This is a genomic window from Stenotrophomonas maltophilia, from assembly GCF_013464915.1.
Lineage (GTDB): Bacteria > Pseudomonadota > Gammaproteobacteria > Xanthomonadales > Xanthomonadaceae > Stenotrophomonas > Stenotrophomonas maltophilia_AT.
In genome coordinates, this window is sequence record NZ_RAVT01000036.1 from 1 (window position 1) to 12,471 (window position 12,471).

The window sequence follows — 12,471 nt, forward strand, 5'->3', positions numbered from 1 at the left end:
CACGGCTGGGGGAACAGGCCGGGCCCACCACCACAGCACCATCCAGCCCGCGCAACGCCGCCGAGGAAGCCGCTTACCAGCAGTTGTCCGCGCTGCCGTTCGGCAGCTGGTTCGACATCGACAATGGCGATGGCACGCTGCGCCGCCAGCGCCTGTCCTGGTACAGCCTGCTGACCGGCCATGCCCTGTTCGTCAATCCGCGCGGACAGAAGATCGCCGATACCGACCTGGATACGCTGGCCCGGCAGCTCAGCGCGGGCCGCGCGCAGCTGGTCACCGAAGACAAGGGGCGGCTGGTTGATCGCGCCTGGCAGGCCAGCCTCGACGCACTGCGTGCACTGGCCGACGGCCACGCCGGGGAGACATCCGCATGAACACCCAACCGCCCCAGGACACCCGTCGGGCGCCACGCCGCCAGGTCTCGGACCTGGTACCGGTCACCGACCAGATGCGCGACTGCGTGGTGGGTCGCCTTGGCAACGTGTCCGAAACCGGCATGCTGATGCTGGCCAGCACGCCATTGCGCGAGGACGCGCTGTACCAGCTGCGTTTCCCGTTGCCGATGGGCGACGGCCGCCAGGAGGCCATCGACGTGGGCGTGCATCTGCTGTGGAGCGAGCCTGCGCACGCGCCCGGGCAGAGCTGGACCGGCTTCCGCTTCCTTACCCTGTCGCGCGAACATCGGCAGCTGCTGCGGCAGTGGGTGGGTGAGGACAGCGACGAGGGACCGGTTTCGACGGCCTGAGTGCCGGTTCCGGCACAGCGGTTTTCTGCGGTATGCGGCAGAATCTAGGGCCGTTTTCCGTGTCGAGCCACCGCAATGATCCAGCAAGACCCCGGCGCCCTGTATTCCGACCACCTGGCCGTGCTGTGCCGACGCGCCGAACAGGCGCTGGCCCGCGGCGGCTTCGACCACCTGGTGGTGCCCAGCGGCACCCTTCACTACCAGGTGTTCGATGATCGCGACTACCCGTACGCGGTAAATCCTCAGTTCAAGGCGTGGCTGCCGCTCACCCGCGTGCCCAACAGCTGGATCGTGTTCACCCCGGGCAAGCGCCCGGCGGTGATCTTCCACCAGCCCTTCGACTACTGGCACGTGGTGCCGGACGCGCCCAGCGGCTGGTGGGTGGAGCATTTCGATATCCACATCATCCGCACGCCCGACGAGGCGCTGGCCCTGCTGCCGGCCGATCCGGCGCGCTGCGCGATCCTGGGCGAGCCGCAGAGCGCGCTGGGTGCCTTCGTGCCGAACAACCCGGCGCCGGTGGTGAATTACCTGGAATGGCACCGCGGCAGCAAGACGCCGTATGAGATCGCGCTGATGCGCCAGGCGCAGGTGCTGGGCGTGCGTGGCCACCGTGCCGCCGAAGCCGCGTTCCGCAATGGCGCCGACGAATTCAGCATCCACATGGCGTACTGCCAGGCCGTCGGCCAGGATGCCAACGAGTTGCCCTACGGCAACATCGTGGCGCTGAACGAACATGCCGCCGTGCTGCATTACACCGAGCTGGGCCGCAAGGCACCGCAGCCGCTGCGCAGTTTCCTGATCGATGCCGGCGCCAGCGCGCACGGCTACGCCAGCGACATCACCCGCACGTACGCCGCGCACGGCCACGACGAATTCGCCGCGATGATCGCCGCCGTCGACGCCGCCCAGCAGCAGATGTGCGCAGCAGTGCGCCCGGGCTTCGACTACAAGCAGCTGCACGTGGACGCGCATCTTTCGCTGATGGGCGTGCTGAAGGACTTCGGCGTGATCAAGGTCTCGCCGCAGACCGCGCTGGAAACCGGCGTCAGCGCCGCGTTCTTCCCGCACGGCATCGGCCACCTGATCGGCCTGCAGGTGCATGACGTGGCCGGCTTCGCCGCCAGCGACGAAGGTGGCCGCATCGAGCGCCCGGCCGGTCATCCCTACCTGCGCCTGACCCGCGTGCTGGAACCGGGCATGGTGGTGACCATCGAACCGGGCCTGTACTTCATCGACATGCTGTTGAACGAAGTGAAGGACGCCGGACATGGCGATGCGATCAACTGGGACCGCGTGGACTTCTTCCGCCCGTATGGCGGCATCCGCATCGAAGACGAAGTGCTGTGCACCGAGGGCGAGGCTGACAACCTTACCCGACCGGAGTTTGCTGCGGCGAACGGCTGAGCCCCTCGTGGTTGGCCGTTGAATCAAAAGCTGCGCTTGGTGGGGCGGGATGGATTCGCGGGGGACGCCGTGAACCCGTCCATGGGGGCTTGGCCGCGGCATCCATGCCGCGGACACCCCCGCGAACCCATCCCGCCCCACCTCTGACAGGTTCCGTGCGCGTCCAACCACGGAAAAGAAAATGAAAATCAAAAGCGGGTCGCTCGCTGCGCTCGCTCTGTGTCGACCAAGGTCGACACCTACCAACAGCCGCGCGTACCAACGGCCGCAGTGACCAGCAGATCCACGCCATGCGTGGATGATTCATTCGATATCTGACAGATGTGCCGACCAATGGTCGGCACCCACCAACAGCCGCAGGAGCCTGTCAGAGGTGGGGCGGTGTGGGTGGGCAGGACCGTTGGCGCCATGGATGGCGCCATCGAGCCCCCATGGATGGGTTTACGGCGTGTCCTGACCACCCACACCACCCCGCCATCCCACGGAATGCCGCTCTTGCTTTCGCCGTTGCCGCTGCATTGAGCAGGTGCAGGGCTGCAAGCCCTGCCGAAACCCCTTACCCCGCCATCACCGCTTCGATCTCGTCGGCGCTGCGCGCCAGGCCTTCGGTCAGCACACGATGCCCGTCATCGGTGATCAGCACGTCATCCTCGGTACGGATCCCGATACCGCGCCAGCGCGGTTCCACCGTCGTGTCATCCACGCCGACATACACCCCCGGCTCGATGGTGAACGCCATGCCTGGCTCCAGCAGGCGTGAGTCGCCCGCCAGGCGGTAATCGCCCACGTCGTGCACATCCATGCCGATCCAGTGCCCGGTCTTGTGCCGGTAGAAGCGCTGGTACAGGCCTTCGGACAGGTTCTTTTCCAGCGTGCCCTTCAGCAGGCCCAACCGCAGCAGGCCCTCGGTCAGGGTCTGCACTGCGGCGAGGTGACCGGCCTCGTACGGCACGCCCGGCCTGGCCTGGGCCAGTGCAGCGGCCTGCGCGTCGCCGACCAGATCGTGCAGCGCACGCTGCTCGGCACTGAAGCGGCCATTCACCGGGAAGGTGCGGGTGATGTCGCTGGCGTAGCCGCGGTATTCGGCACCGGCATCGATCAGCACCAGCTCGCCATCGCGCGAACGCGCGTTGTTGTCGCGGTAATGCAGGATGCAGCCGTTGCGGCCGGCGCCGACGATGCTGCAGTACGCCGGCACAGCATCATTGGCGCGGAACACACGCTCCAGCTCGGCCTGCAGTTCGTATTCGTGGATGCCCGCCTTCGCTGCATGCATCGCGGCCAGGTGCGCCCGCACGCTGATCTGCGCGGCGTGGTGCATCAACGCAACTTCCGCGCCGGACTTGAACAGGCGCTGCTCATGCAACAGGTGGCCCAGCTCGAGGAACTCATGGGGCGGTTGCGCACCATGGCGCACCTGCGAACGCACGCGGTTGACCCAGCCGATCAGCTTCAGGTCGAAGTCGGCATCGCGGCCGAAATGGTAGTAGACGCGCGAGCGCCCTTCCAGCAGGCCCGGCAGGATGTCGTCCAGATCATCGATCGGGTAGGCATCGTCCATGCCGTACTGCGCCACCGCCCCTTCCTGGCCGGCACGGCTGCCGTCCCAGGCCTCGCGCTCGGCATCACGCTCGCGGCAGAACAGGATGGCCTCGCCGTGGCGTCGGCCCGGGATCAGCACCAGCACCGCTTCCGGCTCCGGGAAGCCGCTCAGGTACTGGAAATCCGAATCCTGGCGGAACGGATAATGGGTATCGAGGCTGCGCACCTTCTCGGCCGCGGCCGGCAGCACCAGGATCGCGTCCTCGCCGGCCATGTCCATCAGCTGGCGGCGGCGACGCTTGTATTCGCCGGCCGCGATGCCGGTGCGCTGCTTGATATCCATCAGTTCAGGCGCTGCCGATGGCGCGAGGCCAGCACCACGTCGCCGTGCAGCAGCAGCACCGCCACCCGGATGAATTCCTCGATCTCCGACAGGGCTTCGTCGTCATCGTCACCACCGGCCTCGAAATCCTCGCTGGAGGCACGCGCCAGGCTGGCCATGTCGGTCAGCGCTTCTTCGCCCTCTTCGGACAGGGTCGGGCGGCGGCCGCCGCTGCCCAGGCCGAAGCCGCCCAGGAACGAGCGGGTCCAGCTGAACATGGCATCGGCCTGCGCGGACACGTCGTCGGTGTCGGTCAGCAGCAGTTCGAAAGCGAAGTCGCGGTCTTCCAGCTGCTTGATGGTGACCTGCAGCAGCTGCCCCAGCACGCTGTCGGCGGGCACAGGCGGCAGGTTGTCGTCGGCCAGCACGCGCGCCGGCCAGTCGTTGCCAGGGGCGCCGCCGGCGGCCAGCCAGCCACACAGCGCGCCGTGCAGCTCGGCAGCGGTGGCGCCCAGGCCCAGTTCCTGGCTGGCGCGGGTAACGTCGTCGACGGAGGGAAGTTCGGTCATCGTGCGGCTCGTTCGGATAAGGAAACCCGGGACGCGCACGCGCGCGCCCGTGAGACCCGGTAGTGTAGCAACCCGACGGCATCCTCTCCGCAGCTGCCCAGCCTTGCTGCGACAACGCTTGACCGCCCTTACCCGGCTTGCCTATCGTGCCCGCATGGAACCCGCCGATCCCCTTGCCCAGCTGCAGGACTTCGCCGCCCGCGTGGAGGCGTTGCTTGAACGCAACCAGCGCCTGGCCGAGGAGAACCGCAGCCTGCGCCACCAGCAGGAACAGCTGGTGGCCGAGCGCTCGACGCTGCTGGCCAAGAACGAACAGGCGCGTTCGCGGGTGGAAGCGATGATCAGCCGCCTCAAATCCCTGGAGCAGCACACATGAGCGCCGAACCGGTCAGTGTCCGCATCCTCGATCGTGAATACACCGTGGGCGTCGGTGGCGATGAACGCGACAGCCTGATGGCCGCCGCGCGCCTGCTGGATGCGCGCATGCGCGAGATCCGCGGCAGCAACCGCATGGCCGCGGTCGACCGCGTCGCCGTGCTGGCGGCGTTGAACCTGGCCCACGAACTGCAGCTGCTGCGCGACGAGAATGCCCGCCAGGCGGTGGCCCTGCAGCAGACGCTGGCCGACCTGAACCGGCGCCTGGACCGCGCGATCGACGGCACCCCGTAAAAGGGGACGGAGGGGATTAAGGCGCATTCGCCCCTTCCGTGCTGGAAACGTCTTAATCCCCTCCGTCCCCTTTTCTGAATTGGCACGGACTGTTGCCGACGAACGGCCTATCCAGATTCTGCGCGCTGGCTATAATGACCACGCGTTCTCTGCGGTACTCGACGGCATGTGCAAACATTCGCCTTGTCCCTTAAGAACGACACCGGGAGCGCGACAGCGCCGGGAGTGCAGGTCCGCCTTGTAGCGGGAAGCCCGATGGTTCTCCAGCGTTCCCACTTGAGCCCCCGGGTTCAAGGTCGTTTCGCATGCATCGACATTGCGGAGAATGCAATATTCCAGCAAGGGCGGCGTCTTCGGGCGTCGCCCTTGTTCTTTGCGGCACAATGACGGCTGTTCCTTGCCGCACGCTGCCATGACCGACCCGCGCCAGGCCCTGCGCCACGACCTGCGGCAACGCCGCCGCGACCTTTCCGCCGCTGAGCGCATCGCCGCCGCCGAATCGCTTGCCGATGCCCTGCTCGCCCTGCCGTTCGCCCCGCGCGAAGGCGCCGTGGCCGGCTACTGGGCGCTGGATGGCGAAATCGCCCTGCACCGCTGGCAGCTGCAACTGCCCGAAGGCCTCACCTACTGCCTGCCGGTGCTGGCCGGCGAGGTGCTGCGCTTCGCACCGTGGCGGCCGGGGCAGCCGTTGACCAGCAACCGCTACGGCATTCCCGAACCGGACCTGGCGCTGGAAGACACCCTGGAACCGGCGCAGATGGCGCTGGTGGTGACCCCGCTGGTGGGCTTCGACCCGCAGTGCCGGCGGCTGGGCATGGGGGGCGGCTGGTATGATCGCAGCTTCGCCTTCCGCCATGATCGGCCGGCGCCGCCCTGGCTGGTCGGTGCGGCGTTCACGGTGCAGCAGGTCGAGTCCTTGCCGGTGGCGTCGTGGGACGTGCCGGTGGATGCGATCTGCACCGAAGACGGCACCTTGTTTCCCTCCGCTGCCCCCGTGAACGCATGACCGCCCGCAAGCGCTACTGGCTGATGAAGTCCGAACCGGACGCCTTCTCCATCGATGACCTGGCCAAGGTCAAGGTCGAACCCTGGAACGGGGTGCGCAACTACCAGGCGCGCAATTTCATGCGCGATGGCATGCAGGTGGGTGACGGCATCCTGTTCTACCACTCCAATACCAAGGTGCCGGGCATCGTTGGCCTGGCCACCGTGGCCAGCCCGGCCTACCCGGACGACACCCAGTTCGACCCGGCATCCGACTACCACGATCCCAAGAGCACGCGCGAGAACCCGCGCTGGATGCTGGTGGACGTGGCCTTCGACCGCAAGCTCACGCAGGTGATCGCGCTGGACGAGATCAAGCTGCACGCTGATGAGCTCGGCGAAGGCTTCCCGCTGGTTGCCAAGGGCAACCGCCTGTCGGTGTTCCCGGTGACCGCTGCGCAGTGGAAGCTGCTGCTGTCGCTGGAAAAGAAATCCTGATTCCCTGCCTGAGAGTTCTTCCCATGTCCGAAGCCAAGCGCCTGGCCGCCGAGAAAGCCATCGAGTACGTTGAAGACGGCATGATCGTCGGTGTCGGCACCGGTTCCACCGTGGCCTATTTCATCGACGCGCTGGCCCGCATCCAGCACCGCATCAAGGGGGCCGTGTCCAGCTCCGAGCAGAGCACCGCGCGCCTGAAGCAGCACGGCATCGAGGTGATCGAGCTGAACCACAGCGGCAACCTGTCGCTGTACGTGGACGGCGCCGATGAGTGCGACGCCAACAAGTGCCTGATCAAGGGCGGCGGCGCCGCGCTGACCCGCGAGAAGATCATCGCCGAGGCCAGCGAGCGCTTCATCTGCATCGTCGACCCGAGCAAGCAGGTGCCGGTGCTGGGCAAATTCCCGCTGCCGGTGGAAGTGATCCCGATGGCACGCAGCCTGGTCGCCCGCCAGATCCGCGACATGACCGGCGGCCAGCCGACCTGGCGCGAAGGCGTGGTCACCGACAACGGCAACCAGATCCTGGACATCCACAACCTGCAGATCACCGATCCGGAAAAGCTGGAGCGCGAGCTCAACCAGCTGCCGGGCGTGGTCTGCGTCGGCCTGTTCGCGCGCCGCCGCGCCGATGTGGTGATTGTCGGCGGCGAGCCGCCGGTCGTGCTCTGACCCTTTCGAAGGATCCTGACGATGTCGCTGTTGCGTTCGCTGCTGATGCTCCCGCTGCTGGCCCTGGCCGGCTGCGCCACCGATGCGGCCCGCCACTGGGTCGAACTGGATGGCGCCCGCTACCAGGTCGAGCTGGCCACCAACGATGAAACCCGCGCGCGCGGTCTGATGTTCCGCGACCAGATGGCGGCCGACCACGGCATGCTGTTCATCCACGACCGCGAGGAAATGCAGGCGTACTGGATGAAGAACACCAGGATCGCGCTGGACATCCTGTACTTCGACAGCGAGCGCAGGCTGGTCAGCCAGCAGCGCGACGTTCCGCCGTGCTCGGCCGGCGACATGTGCCCGCCGTATCCCAGCGGTGGTCCGGCCCGGTACGTGCTGGAGCTCAATGCAGGCCAGGCCGAGAAGCTCAAGCTGAAGGACGGCACCGCGCTGACCTTCGGCCCGGGCATCGAAAAGTAAGGTGCGGCCGGGCCGCGCCCGGCACCCACGGTAGTGCCGGCCGCTGGCCGGCAACCCTGCAGGGGTCAGATCCCTTTCGCACACGAAAGGGATCTGACCCCTGATTTTTTCACGCGACACCGCTTGAAACCGCCTGCAATTGCCGCCAGTCTGTGGGCATGCAGGACCGGATCACACTCCCCGACTGGGATGCACTGGCCGACCTCGAAGACGAGGCGCTGCCCTTGTTGCCGACCGCGCTGCTGATCGCGCGCGATGAATACCCCGATCTGCAGCCGTCCACCTACGACGCGCTGATCCAGAGCCATGTCGACCACCTGCGCTCGGAAGTTGAGAGCATCGACAACAGCCCCTTGAAGATGGCGGCAATCAACCGCCACCTGTTCGACGAGCTGGGCTACAGCGGCGACCACGACGAGTATTACGACCCGCGCAACAGCTACCTCAACCAGGTGTTCGAGCGGCGCCTGGGCAACCCGATCTCGTTGGCGCTGGTGCAGATGGAAGTCGCGCGGCGGCTGGGCATCCCGCTGGATGGCGTGTCCTTCCCCGGCCACTTCCTGGTGCGCCTGCCGGTGGACGACGGCGTGCTGGTGATGGACCCGTTCAACGGTGGCCGCCCGCTGGACGTGGACGAACTGCGCGAACGCGCCAAGTCACACCTGGGCGGGCAGATGCCCGACGACCAGGTGCTGGCGCAGATCCTCGACCCGGCGCCGGCACGCGCGATCCTCATGCGCATGCTGCGCAACCTGCATGGCGTCTACGCCGAAGCCGGCGAGTGGGACCGTGCCGCGCGCAGCGCCGACCGCCTGCTGAAGCTGGCACCCGAGCAGGACGACGCGCTGCGCGACCGCGGCCTGGCGTACCTGCAGCTGGAGTACCTGGCCGGTGCCCGCCAAGACCTGGGGCAGTACCTGAAGCGCAATCCCGAGGCCAGCGATGCGCAGTGGCTGCGCGAGAAGCTGATCGACCTTGGCGGGCCGGTGCCGCGGCTGCATTGAGGGTCTCCGGTGTGCGGACCAACGGTCCGCACCCACCCACATCAATCGACTTCGACCATCTCGAAATCGGCCTTGGTCACCCCGCAATCCGGGCAGGTCCATGTCTCGGGAATGTCCTCCCAGCGCGTCCCGGGCGCGATGCCCTCTTCCGGCAAGCCTTCCGCTTCGCTGTAAAGAAAGCCGCAGACCACGCACATCCAGGTTCGCAGGGTGGTGGGGGTGGCGTCGCTCATCGGATAATCAGGGCTGGATTCACGGGCCGCCATTGTCCCATCGCGGCCCACGCACCGGTAGCCATCGATGACTTCTGCTTCCCCGGCGCCCCGCGGCGTCTACCTGATCACCCCGGACGAGCCCGATACCGCACGCCTGCTGGCCCGTACCGCGCCGCTGCTGGCCGCAGGCGCCACCTGGCTGCAGTACCGCAACAAGACCGCCAGCGACGCGCTGCGGCAGGAGCAGGCGATCGCGCTGCAGGCGCTGTGCGCGCATTACGGCGTACCGCTGATCATCAACGATGACCCCGCGCTGGCCCATGTGGTGGGCGCGGCCGGCGTGCACCTGGGCGGCACCGACGGTGACATCCCCAGCGCGCGCGCCCTGCTCGGCGCCGACGCCATCATCGGCGCCTCCTGCTACGACCAGCTGGCCAATGCCGAGAAGGCCGTGGCGGCCGGCGCCAGCTACGTGGCCTTCGGTGCGTTCTTCCCGACCACCACCAAGGTCACCAGCAGCCGCGCCCACACCGACCTGCTGCGGCAAAGCGCCGCACTGGGCGTACCGCGGGTGGCGATCGGCGGCCTGACGCCGGACAATGTCGGTCCCATCATCGACGCCGGCGCGGATCTGGTGGCCGTGGTCAGCGGTATCTATGCCGCACCGGACCCGGTCGCAACCCAGCGCGCCTACCTCGCCCAGTTCGCGTAACGCCCAGGAAAGCCCCATGAACCACGACCAGTCCCACGCCCTGTTCTCCCGTGCCCAGCAGCTGCTGCCCGGCGGCGTCAATTCGCCGGTACGTGCGTTCAAGTCGGTTGGCGGCGAGCCGTTCTTCGTCGAGCGCGCCGACGGCGCCTACCTGTACGACGTCGACGGCAACCGCTACATCGACTACGTCGGTTCCTGGGGCCCGATGATCGTCGGCCACAACCACCCGGCGGTGCGCCAGGCGGTGAAGAAGGCGATCGACAACGGCCTGTCGTTCGGTGCGCCGTGCGCGGCCGAAGTGACCATGGCCGAAACCATCACCCGCCTGGTGCCGTCGTGCGAGATGGTGCGCATGGTCAACTCCGGCACTGAAGCCACGCTGTCGGCGATCCGCCTGGCGCGTGGCGCCACCGGTCGCAACCGCATCGTCAAGTTTGAAGGCTGCTACCACGGCCATGGTGACTCGTTCCTGGTCAAGGCCGGCAGCGGCATGCTGACCCTGGGCGTGCCGACCTCGCCGGGCGTGCCGGCCGGCCTGAGCGAACTGACCCTGACCCTGCCCTACAACGACTTCGAGGCCGCCACGGCGCTGTTCGAGCAGCAGGGTGGCGACATCGCCGGCCTGATCATCGAACCGGTGGTCGGCAACGCCAACTGCATTCCTCCGCGCGACGGTTATCTGCAGCACCTGCGTGAACTGTGCACGAAGCATGGCGCGCTGCTGATCTTCGACGAAGTGATGACCGGATTCCGCGTTGCCCTTGGCGGCGCGCAGGCGCACTATGGCATCACCCCGGACCTGACCACCTTCGGCAAGATCATTGGCGGCGGCATGCCGGTGGGCGCCTACGGCGGTCGCCGCGAGCTGATGCAGCAGATCGCTCCGGCCGGCCCGATCTACCAGGCCGGCACGCTGAGCGGCAACCCGGTGGCGATGTCTGCCGGCCTGGCGATGCTGGAACTGATCCAGCAGCCGGGTTTCCACGCCGACCTGGCCGAGCGCACCGCGCGCCTGTGCGCTGGCCTGGAAGCGGCCGCCGCCGATGCCGGCGTGGCCGTGACCACCACCCGCGTGGGCGCGATGTTCGGCCTGTTCTTCACCAGTGAAAAGGTGGAGACCTATGCGCAGGCCACGGCCTGCGACATCCCGGCGTTCAACCGCTTCTTCCACGCGATGCTGGACCAGGGCGTGTTCCTGGCGCCGTCGGCCTACGAGGCCGGCTTCCTGTCCAGCGCGCACGACGATGCCGTGATCGAGGCCACCCTCGCCGCTGCACGCGTGGCCTTCAAAGCCGCCAAGGGCTGAGCCCGCTCTGGTGGGTGCCAACCTTGGTTGGCACCAAAAGGGGACGGAGGGGATTAAGTCGTTTGTGCACAAACGACTTAATCCCCTCCGTCCCCTTTTTTCATCCACGCATGGCGTGGATCTACTGGTGGAGCCACGCCATGCGTGGCTGCTCAACCGAAGACGAACTTGCCCTTCATCATCGCGAAGTGGCCGGGGAACGAGCAGAAGAAGGTGTAGTCACCGCCCTTCTGCAGGCCCTGGGTGGAGAAGCGCACGCGCGTGGTCTCACCACCACCGATCACCCTGGTGTGCGCCAGCACGCGCTTGTCGGCCTTCGGCAGGTAGCTGTCGGCCAGGGTCATGCGCATGCCCGCCATCGCCACCGGCTGGTAATCGGCACTGCGGGTCAGCACCCAGTTGTGGCCCATGGCAGTGGCGGCCAGCTTGCCGGTGTGGCGCAGGGTCAGGTCCACGGCGGTGCAGTCAGCGGCGACCTTGATCTCGCGGCTGCTGAAGCTCATCTGGTCGGTGCTGTCGATGCTCACCGCACACACCCGCGCCATCGCCGACGGCGCCAGCATCAGCGCACCCAGTCCCACTGCCACCATCCAAGCCTTCATCGTTGCGTCTCCTGCAGGTTCAAGCGCCATTCTAGGCAGGCACCTGCAGCCGTGTCTGCGACCGTCTGTCGCACGAGCACTCCAGGGTTTCCGCACATCGGCCACGATGGCATGCTCGGCCGATGCGGATCGATCTGCTGCTGCTGGATGTGGATGGCGTGCTGGTGCAGTACCAGCGCGCGCAGCGCGTGCTGCACCTTGCGCAGGCGCTGCAGGTTCCAACGCAGGCCGTGCAGGCTGCGCTGTACGACAGCGGGCTGGAAGCCGCGCATGACAATGGCTCGCTGGATGGCCCGGCCTATCTGGCGCGATTGGGGGAGCTGCTGGGCACGACTGTCGATGTGGCTACATGGACCGCGGCGCGACGGGCCGCCAGCCATCCACAGGCTGCCGTGCTGCAACGGTTGCAGGCCCTGCAGCTGCCGATGGCGGTGCTGACCAACAATGGCGCGCTGATGAAGCAGGCCCTGCCTTCCCTGCTGCCGGAGCTGTTCCCTGCCCTGCTGGGTCGCGTGTTCTGCAGCGCCGATTTCGGCCTGCGCAAACCAGCGCCGGCGGTGTTCCTGCGCACGCTGGAGATGCTCGATGCAGCGCCTGCACACACGCTGTTCGTCGATGATCTGTTCGCCAATGTGCGCGGTGCACGCGCCGCCGGCCTGCATGCGGAAACCGTGCGCGATGGCCGTGGGCTGGGCAAGGTGTTGAAGCGTTACCAGATTGCGTGAACCACTGTAGAGCCGAGCCCATGCTCGGCTGC

17 protein-coding genes and 1 other RNA gene are annotated in these 12,471 nt (G+C 67.2%); 14 read left to right on the top strand and 4 right to left on the bottom strand.

Annotated elements, in window-relative coordinates:
* From D7T59_RS13085 to pepQ, 3 genes are all read left to right on the top strand, one after another.
* A partial coding sequence (locus D7T59_RS13085) for a DUF1631 family protein (RefSeq protein ID WP_180863252.1) occupies positions 1-374 on the top strand: 374 nt, incomplete at its 5' end.
* Positions 371-745 carry a PilZ domain-containing protein gene (locus D7T59_RS13090; RefSeq protein ID WP_049426705.1) on the top strand — a complete coding sequence of 125 codons (375 nt, stop codon included), beginning with the start codon at positions 371-373 and terminating at the stop codon, positions 743-745. The genes D7T59_RS13085 and D7T59_RS13090, both read left to right, overlap by 4 nt.
* 75 nt (positions 746-820) lie before the next feature.
* A complete protein-coding gene (pepQ, locus tag D7T59_RS13095) occupies positions 821-2,152 on the top strand; it encodes a Xaa-Pro dipeptidase (RefSeq protein ID WP_180852620.1) in 1,332 nt (443 codons plus the stop codon).
* 556 nt (positions 2,153-2,708) lie between these two features.
* Here the strand turns inward: pepQ and D7T59_RS13100 are convergent.
* Both D7T59_RS13100 and D7T59_RS13105 read right to left on the bottom strand, forming a co-directional pair.
* Positions 2,709-4,031, bottom strand: coding sequence for an aminopeptidase P N-terminal domain-containing protein (locus tag D7T59_RS13100; RefSeq protein WP_180852645.1), 1,323 nt, complete (start codon positions 4,029-4,031; stop codon positions 2,709-2,711).
* 5 nt (positions 4,032-4,036) lie between these two features.
* Positions 4,037-4,585 carry a YecA/YgfB family protein gene (locus tag D7T59_RS13105; protein WP_164138129.1) on the bottom strand — a complete coding sequence of 183 codons (549 nt, stop codon included), beginning with the start codon at positions 4,583-4,585 and terminating at the stop codon, positions 4,037-4,039.
* 154 nt (positions 4,586-4,739) lie between these two features.
* On the opposite strand from D7T59_RS13105, the gene D7T59_RS13110 reads away from it, so the two are divergent.
* The 8 genes from D7T59_RS13110 to D7T59_RS13145 all read left to right on the top strand — a co-directional run bounded on the left by D7T59_RS13110 (position 4,740) and on the right by D7T59_RS13145 (position 8,879).
* Positions 4,740-4,961 carry a TIGR02449 family protein gene (locus tag D7T59_RS13110; RefSeq protein WP_005410898.1) on the top strand — a complete coding sequence of 74 codons (222 nt, stop codon included), beginning with the start codon at positions 4,740-4,742 and terminating at the stop codon, positions 4,959-4,961.
* Complete coding sequence (locus tag D7T59_RS13115) at positions 4,958-5,254, top strand: cell division protein ZapA (protein ID WP_005410899.1); 297 nt, start codon at positions 4,958-4,960, stop codon at positions 5,252-5,254. The genes D7T59_RS13110 and D7T59_RS13115 overlap by 4 nt, the downstream gene beginning before the upstream one ends.
* Before the next feature lie 143 nt (positions 5,255-5,397).
* Positions 5,398-5,583, top strand: a non-coding RNA gene (gene ssrS, locus D7T59_RS13120) — 6S RNA.
* A gap of 83 nt (positions 5,584-5,666) precedes the next feature.
* Positions 5,667-6,260, top strand: coding sequence for a 5-formyltetrahydrofolate cyclo-ligase (locus D7T59_RS13125; RefSeq protein WP_164138131.1), 594 nt, complete (start codon positions 5,667-5,669; stop codon positions 6,258-6,260).
* Entirely contained in the window at positions 6,257-6,736 is a 480-nt protein-coding gene (locus tag D7T59_RS13130) for an EVE domain-containing protein (protein ID WP_164138133.1), read from the top strand. Before D7T59_RS13125 ends, D7T59_RS13130 begins: the two co-directional genes overlap by 4 nt.
* 23 nt (positions 6,737-6,759) lie before the next feature.
* Positions 6,760-7,407: a ribose-5-phosphate isomerase RpiA gene (gene rpiA, locus D7T59_RS13135; RefSeq protein ID WP_006389802.1), complete on the top strand. Its 648-nt coding sequence runs from the start codon at positions 6,760-6,762 to the stop codon at positions 7,405-7,407.
* A 21-nt stretch (positions 7,408-7,428) separates the two neighbouring features.
* Positions 7,429-7,875, top strand: a complete 447-nt coding sequence (locus D7T59_RS13140; RefSeq protein WP_099552956.1) for a DUF192 domain-containing protein — start codon at positions 7,429-7,431, stop codon at positions 7,873-7,875.
* 158 nt (positions 7,876-8,033) lie between these two features.
* A complete protein-coding gene (locus D7T59_RS13145) occupies positions 8,034-8,879 on the top strand; it encodes a SirB1 family protein (RefSeq protein WP_180852621.1) in 846 nt (281 codons plus the stop codon).
* Between the two features lie 41 nt (positions 8,880-8,920).
* On the opposite strand, the gene D7T59_RS13150 is transcribed toward D7T59_RS13145, so the two are convergent.
* On the bottom strand, positions 8,921-9,145 hold the full coding sequence (locus tag D7T59_RS13150; protein WP_014038358.1) for a rubredoxin: 225 nt from the start codon (positions 9,143-9,145) through the stop codon (positions 8,921-8,923).
* A 34-nt stretch (positions 9,146-9,179) separates the two neighbouring features.
* Here D7T59_RS13150 and thiE point away from each other — a divergent pair, with 34 nt between their 5' ends.
* The gene (gene thiE / locus D7T59_RS13155) at positions 9,180-9,806 is read left to right on the top strand and encodes a thiamine phosphate synthase (protein WP_180852622.1); all 627 of its coding nucleotides are present in this window, start codon (positions 9,180-9,182) and stop codon (positions 9,804-9,806) included.
* A gap of 16 nt (positions 9,807-9,822) precedes the next feature.
* The gene (hemL, locus tag D7T59_RS13160; protein ID WP_180852623.1) at positions 9,823-11,112 is read left to right on the top strand and encodes a glutamate-1-semialdehyde 2,1-aminomutase; all 1,290 of its coding nucleotides are present in this window, start codon (positions 9,823-9,825) and stop codon (positions 11,110-11,112) included.
* A 152-nt stretch (positions 11,113-11,264) separates the two neighbouring features.
* Here hemL and azu read toward each other — a convergent pair whose 3' ends face one another.
* On the bottom strand, positions 11,265-11,714 hold the full coding sequence (gene azu, locus D7T59_RS13165) for an azurin (protein WP_164138143.1): 450 nt from the start codon (positions 11,712-11,714) through the stop codon (positions 11,265-11,267).
* 122 nt (positions 11,715-11,836) lie between these two features.
* On the opposite strand from azu, the gene D7T59_RS13170 reads away from it, so the two are divergent.
* The gene (locus tag D7T59_RS13170) at positions 11,837-12,439 is read left to right on the top strand and encodes an HAD-IA family hydrolase (RefSeq protein ID WP_180852624.1); all 603 of its coding nucleotides are present in this window, start codon (positions 11,837-11,839) and stop codon (positions 12,437-12,439) included.
* The last annotated feature ends 32 nt before the right edge of the window (positions 12,440-12,471 follow it).

Excerpts from the sequence above, each read along its gene's own strand:
- D7T59_RS13090 (WP_049426705.1), top strand. The coding sequence starts at position 371 with ATGAACACCCAACCGCCCCAGGACACCCGTCGGGCGCCACGCCGCCAG.
- pepQ (WP_180852620.1), top strand. The coding sequence starts at position 821 with ATGATCCAGCAAGACCCCGGCGCCCTGTATTCCGACCACCTGGCCGTG.
- D7T59_RS13105 (WP_164138129.1), bottom strand. The coding sequence starts at position 4,585 with ATGACCGAACTTCCCTCCGTCGACGACGTTACCCGCGCCAGCCAGGAA.
- D7T59_RS13110 (WP_005410898.1), top strand. The coding sequence starts at position 4,740 with ATGGAACCCGCCGATCCCCTTGCCCAGCTGCAGGACTTCGCCGCCCGC.
- D7T59_RS13115 (WP_005410899.1), top strand. The coding sequence starts at position 4,958 with ATGAGCGCCGAACCGGTCAGTGTCCGCATCCTCGATCGTGAATACACC.
- D7T59_RS13125 (WP_164138131.1), top strand. The coding sequence starts at position 5,667 with ATGACCGACCCGCGCCAGGCCCTGCGCCACGACCTGCGGCAACGCCGC.
- D7T59_RS13130 (WP_164138133.1), top strand. The coding sequence starts at position 6,257 with ATGACCGCCCGCAAGCGCTACTGGCTGATGAAGTCCGAACCGGACGCC.
- rpiA (WP_006389802.1), top strand. The coding sequence starts at position 6,760 with ATGTCCGAAGCCAAGCGCCTGGCCGCCGAGAAAGCCATCGAGTACGTT.
- D7T59_RS13140 (WP_099552956.1), top strand. The coding sequence starts at position 7,429 with ATGTCGCTGTTGCGTTCGCTGCTGATGCTCCCGCTGCTGGCCCTGGCC.
- D7T59_RS13145 (WP_180852621.1), top strand. The coding sequence starts at position 8,034 with ATGCAGGACCGGATCACACTCCCCGACTGGGATGCACTGGCCGACCTC.
- D7T59_RS13150 (WP_014038358.1), bottom strand. The coding sequence starts at position 9,145 with ATGGCGGCCCGTGAATCCAGCCCTGATTATCCGATGAGCGACGCCACC.
- thiE (WP_180852622.1), top strand. The coding sequence starts at position 9,180 with ATGACTTCTGCTTCCCCGGCGCCCCGCGGCGTCTACCTGATCACCCCG.
- hemL (WP_180852623.1), top strand. The coding sequence starts at position 9,823 with ATGAACCACGACCAGTCCCACGCCCTGTTCTCCCGTGCCCAGCAGCTG.
- azu (WP_164138143.1), bottom strand. The coding sequence starts at position 11,714 with ATGAAGGCTTGGATGGTGGCAGTGGGACTGGGTGCGCTGATGCTGGCG.
- D7T59_RS13170 (WP_180852624.1), top strand. The coding sequence starts at position 11,837 with ATGCGGATCGATCTGCTGCTGCTGGATGTGGATGGCGTGCTGGTGCAG.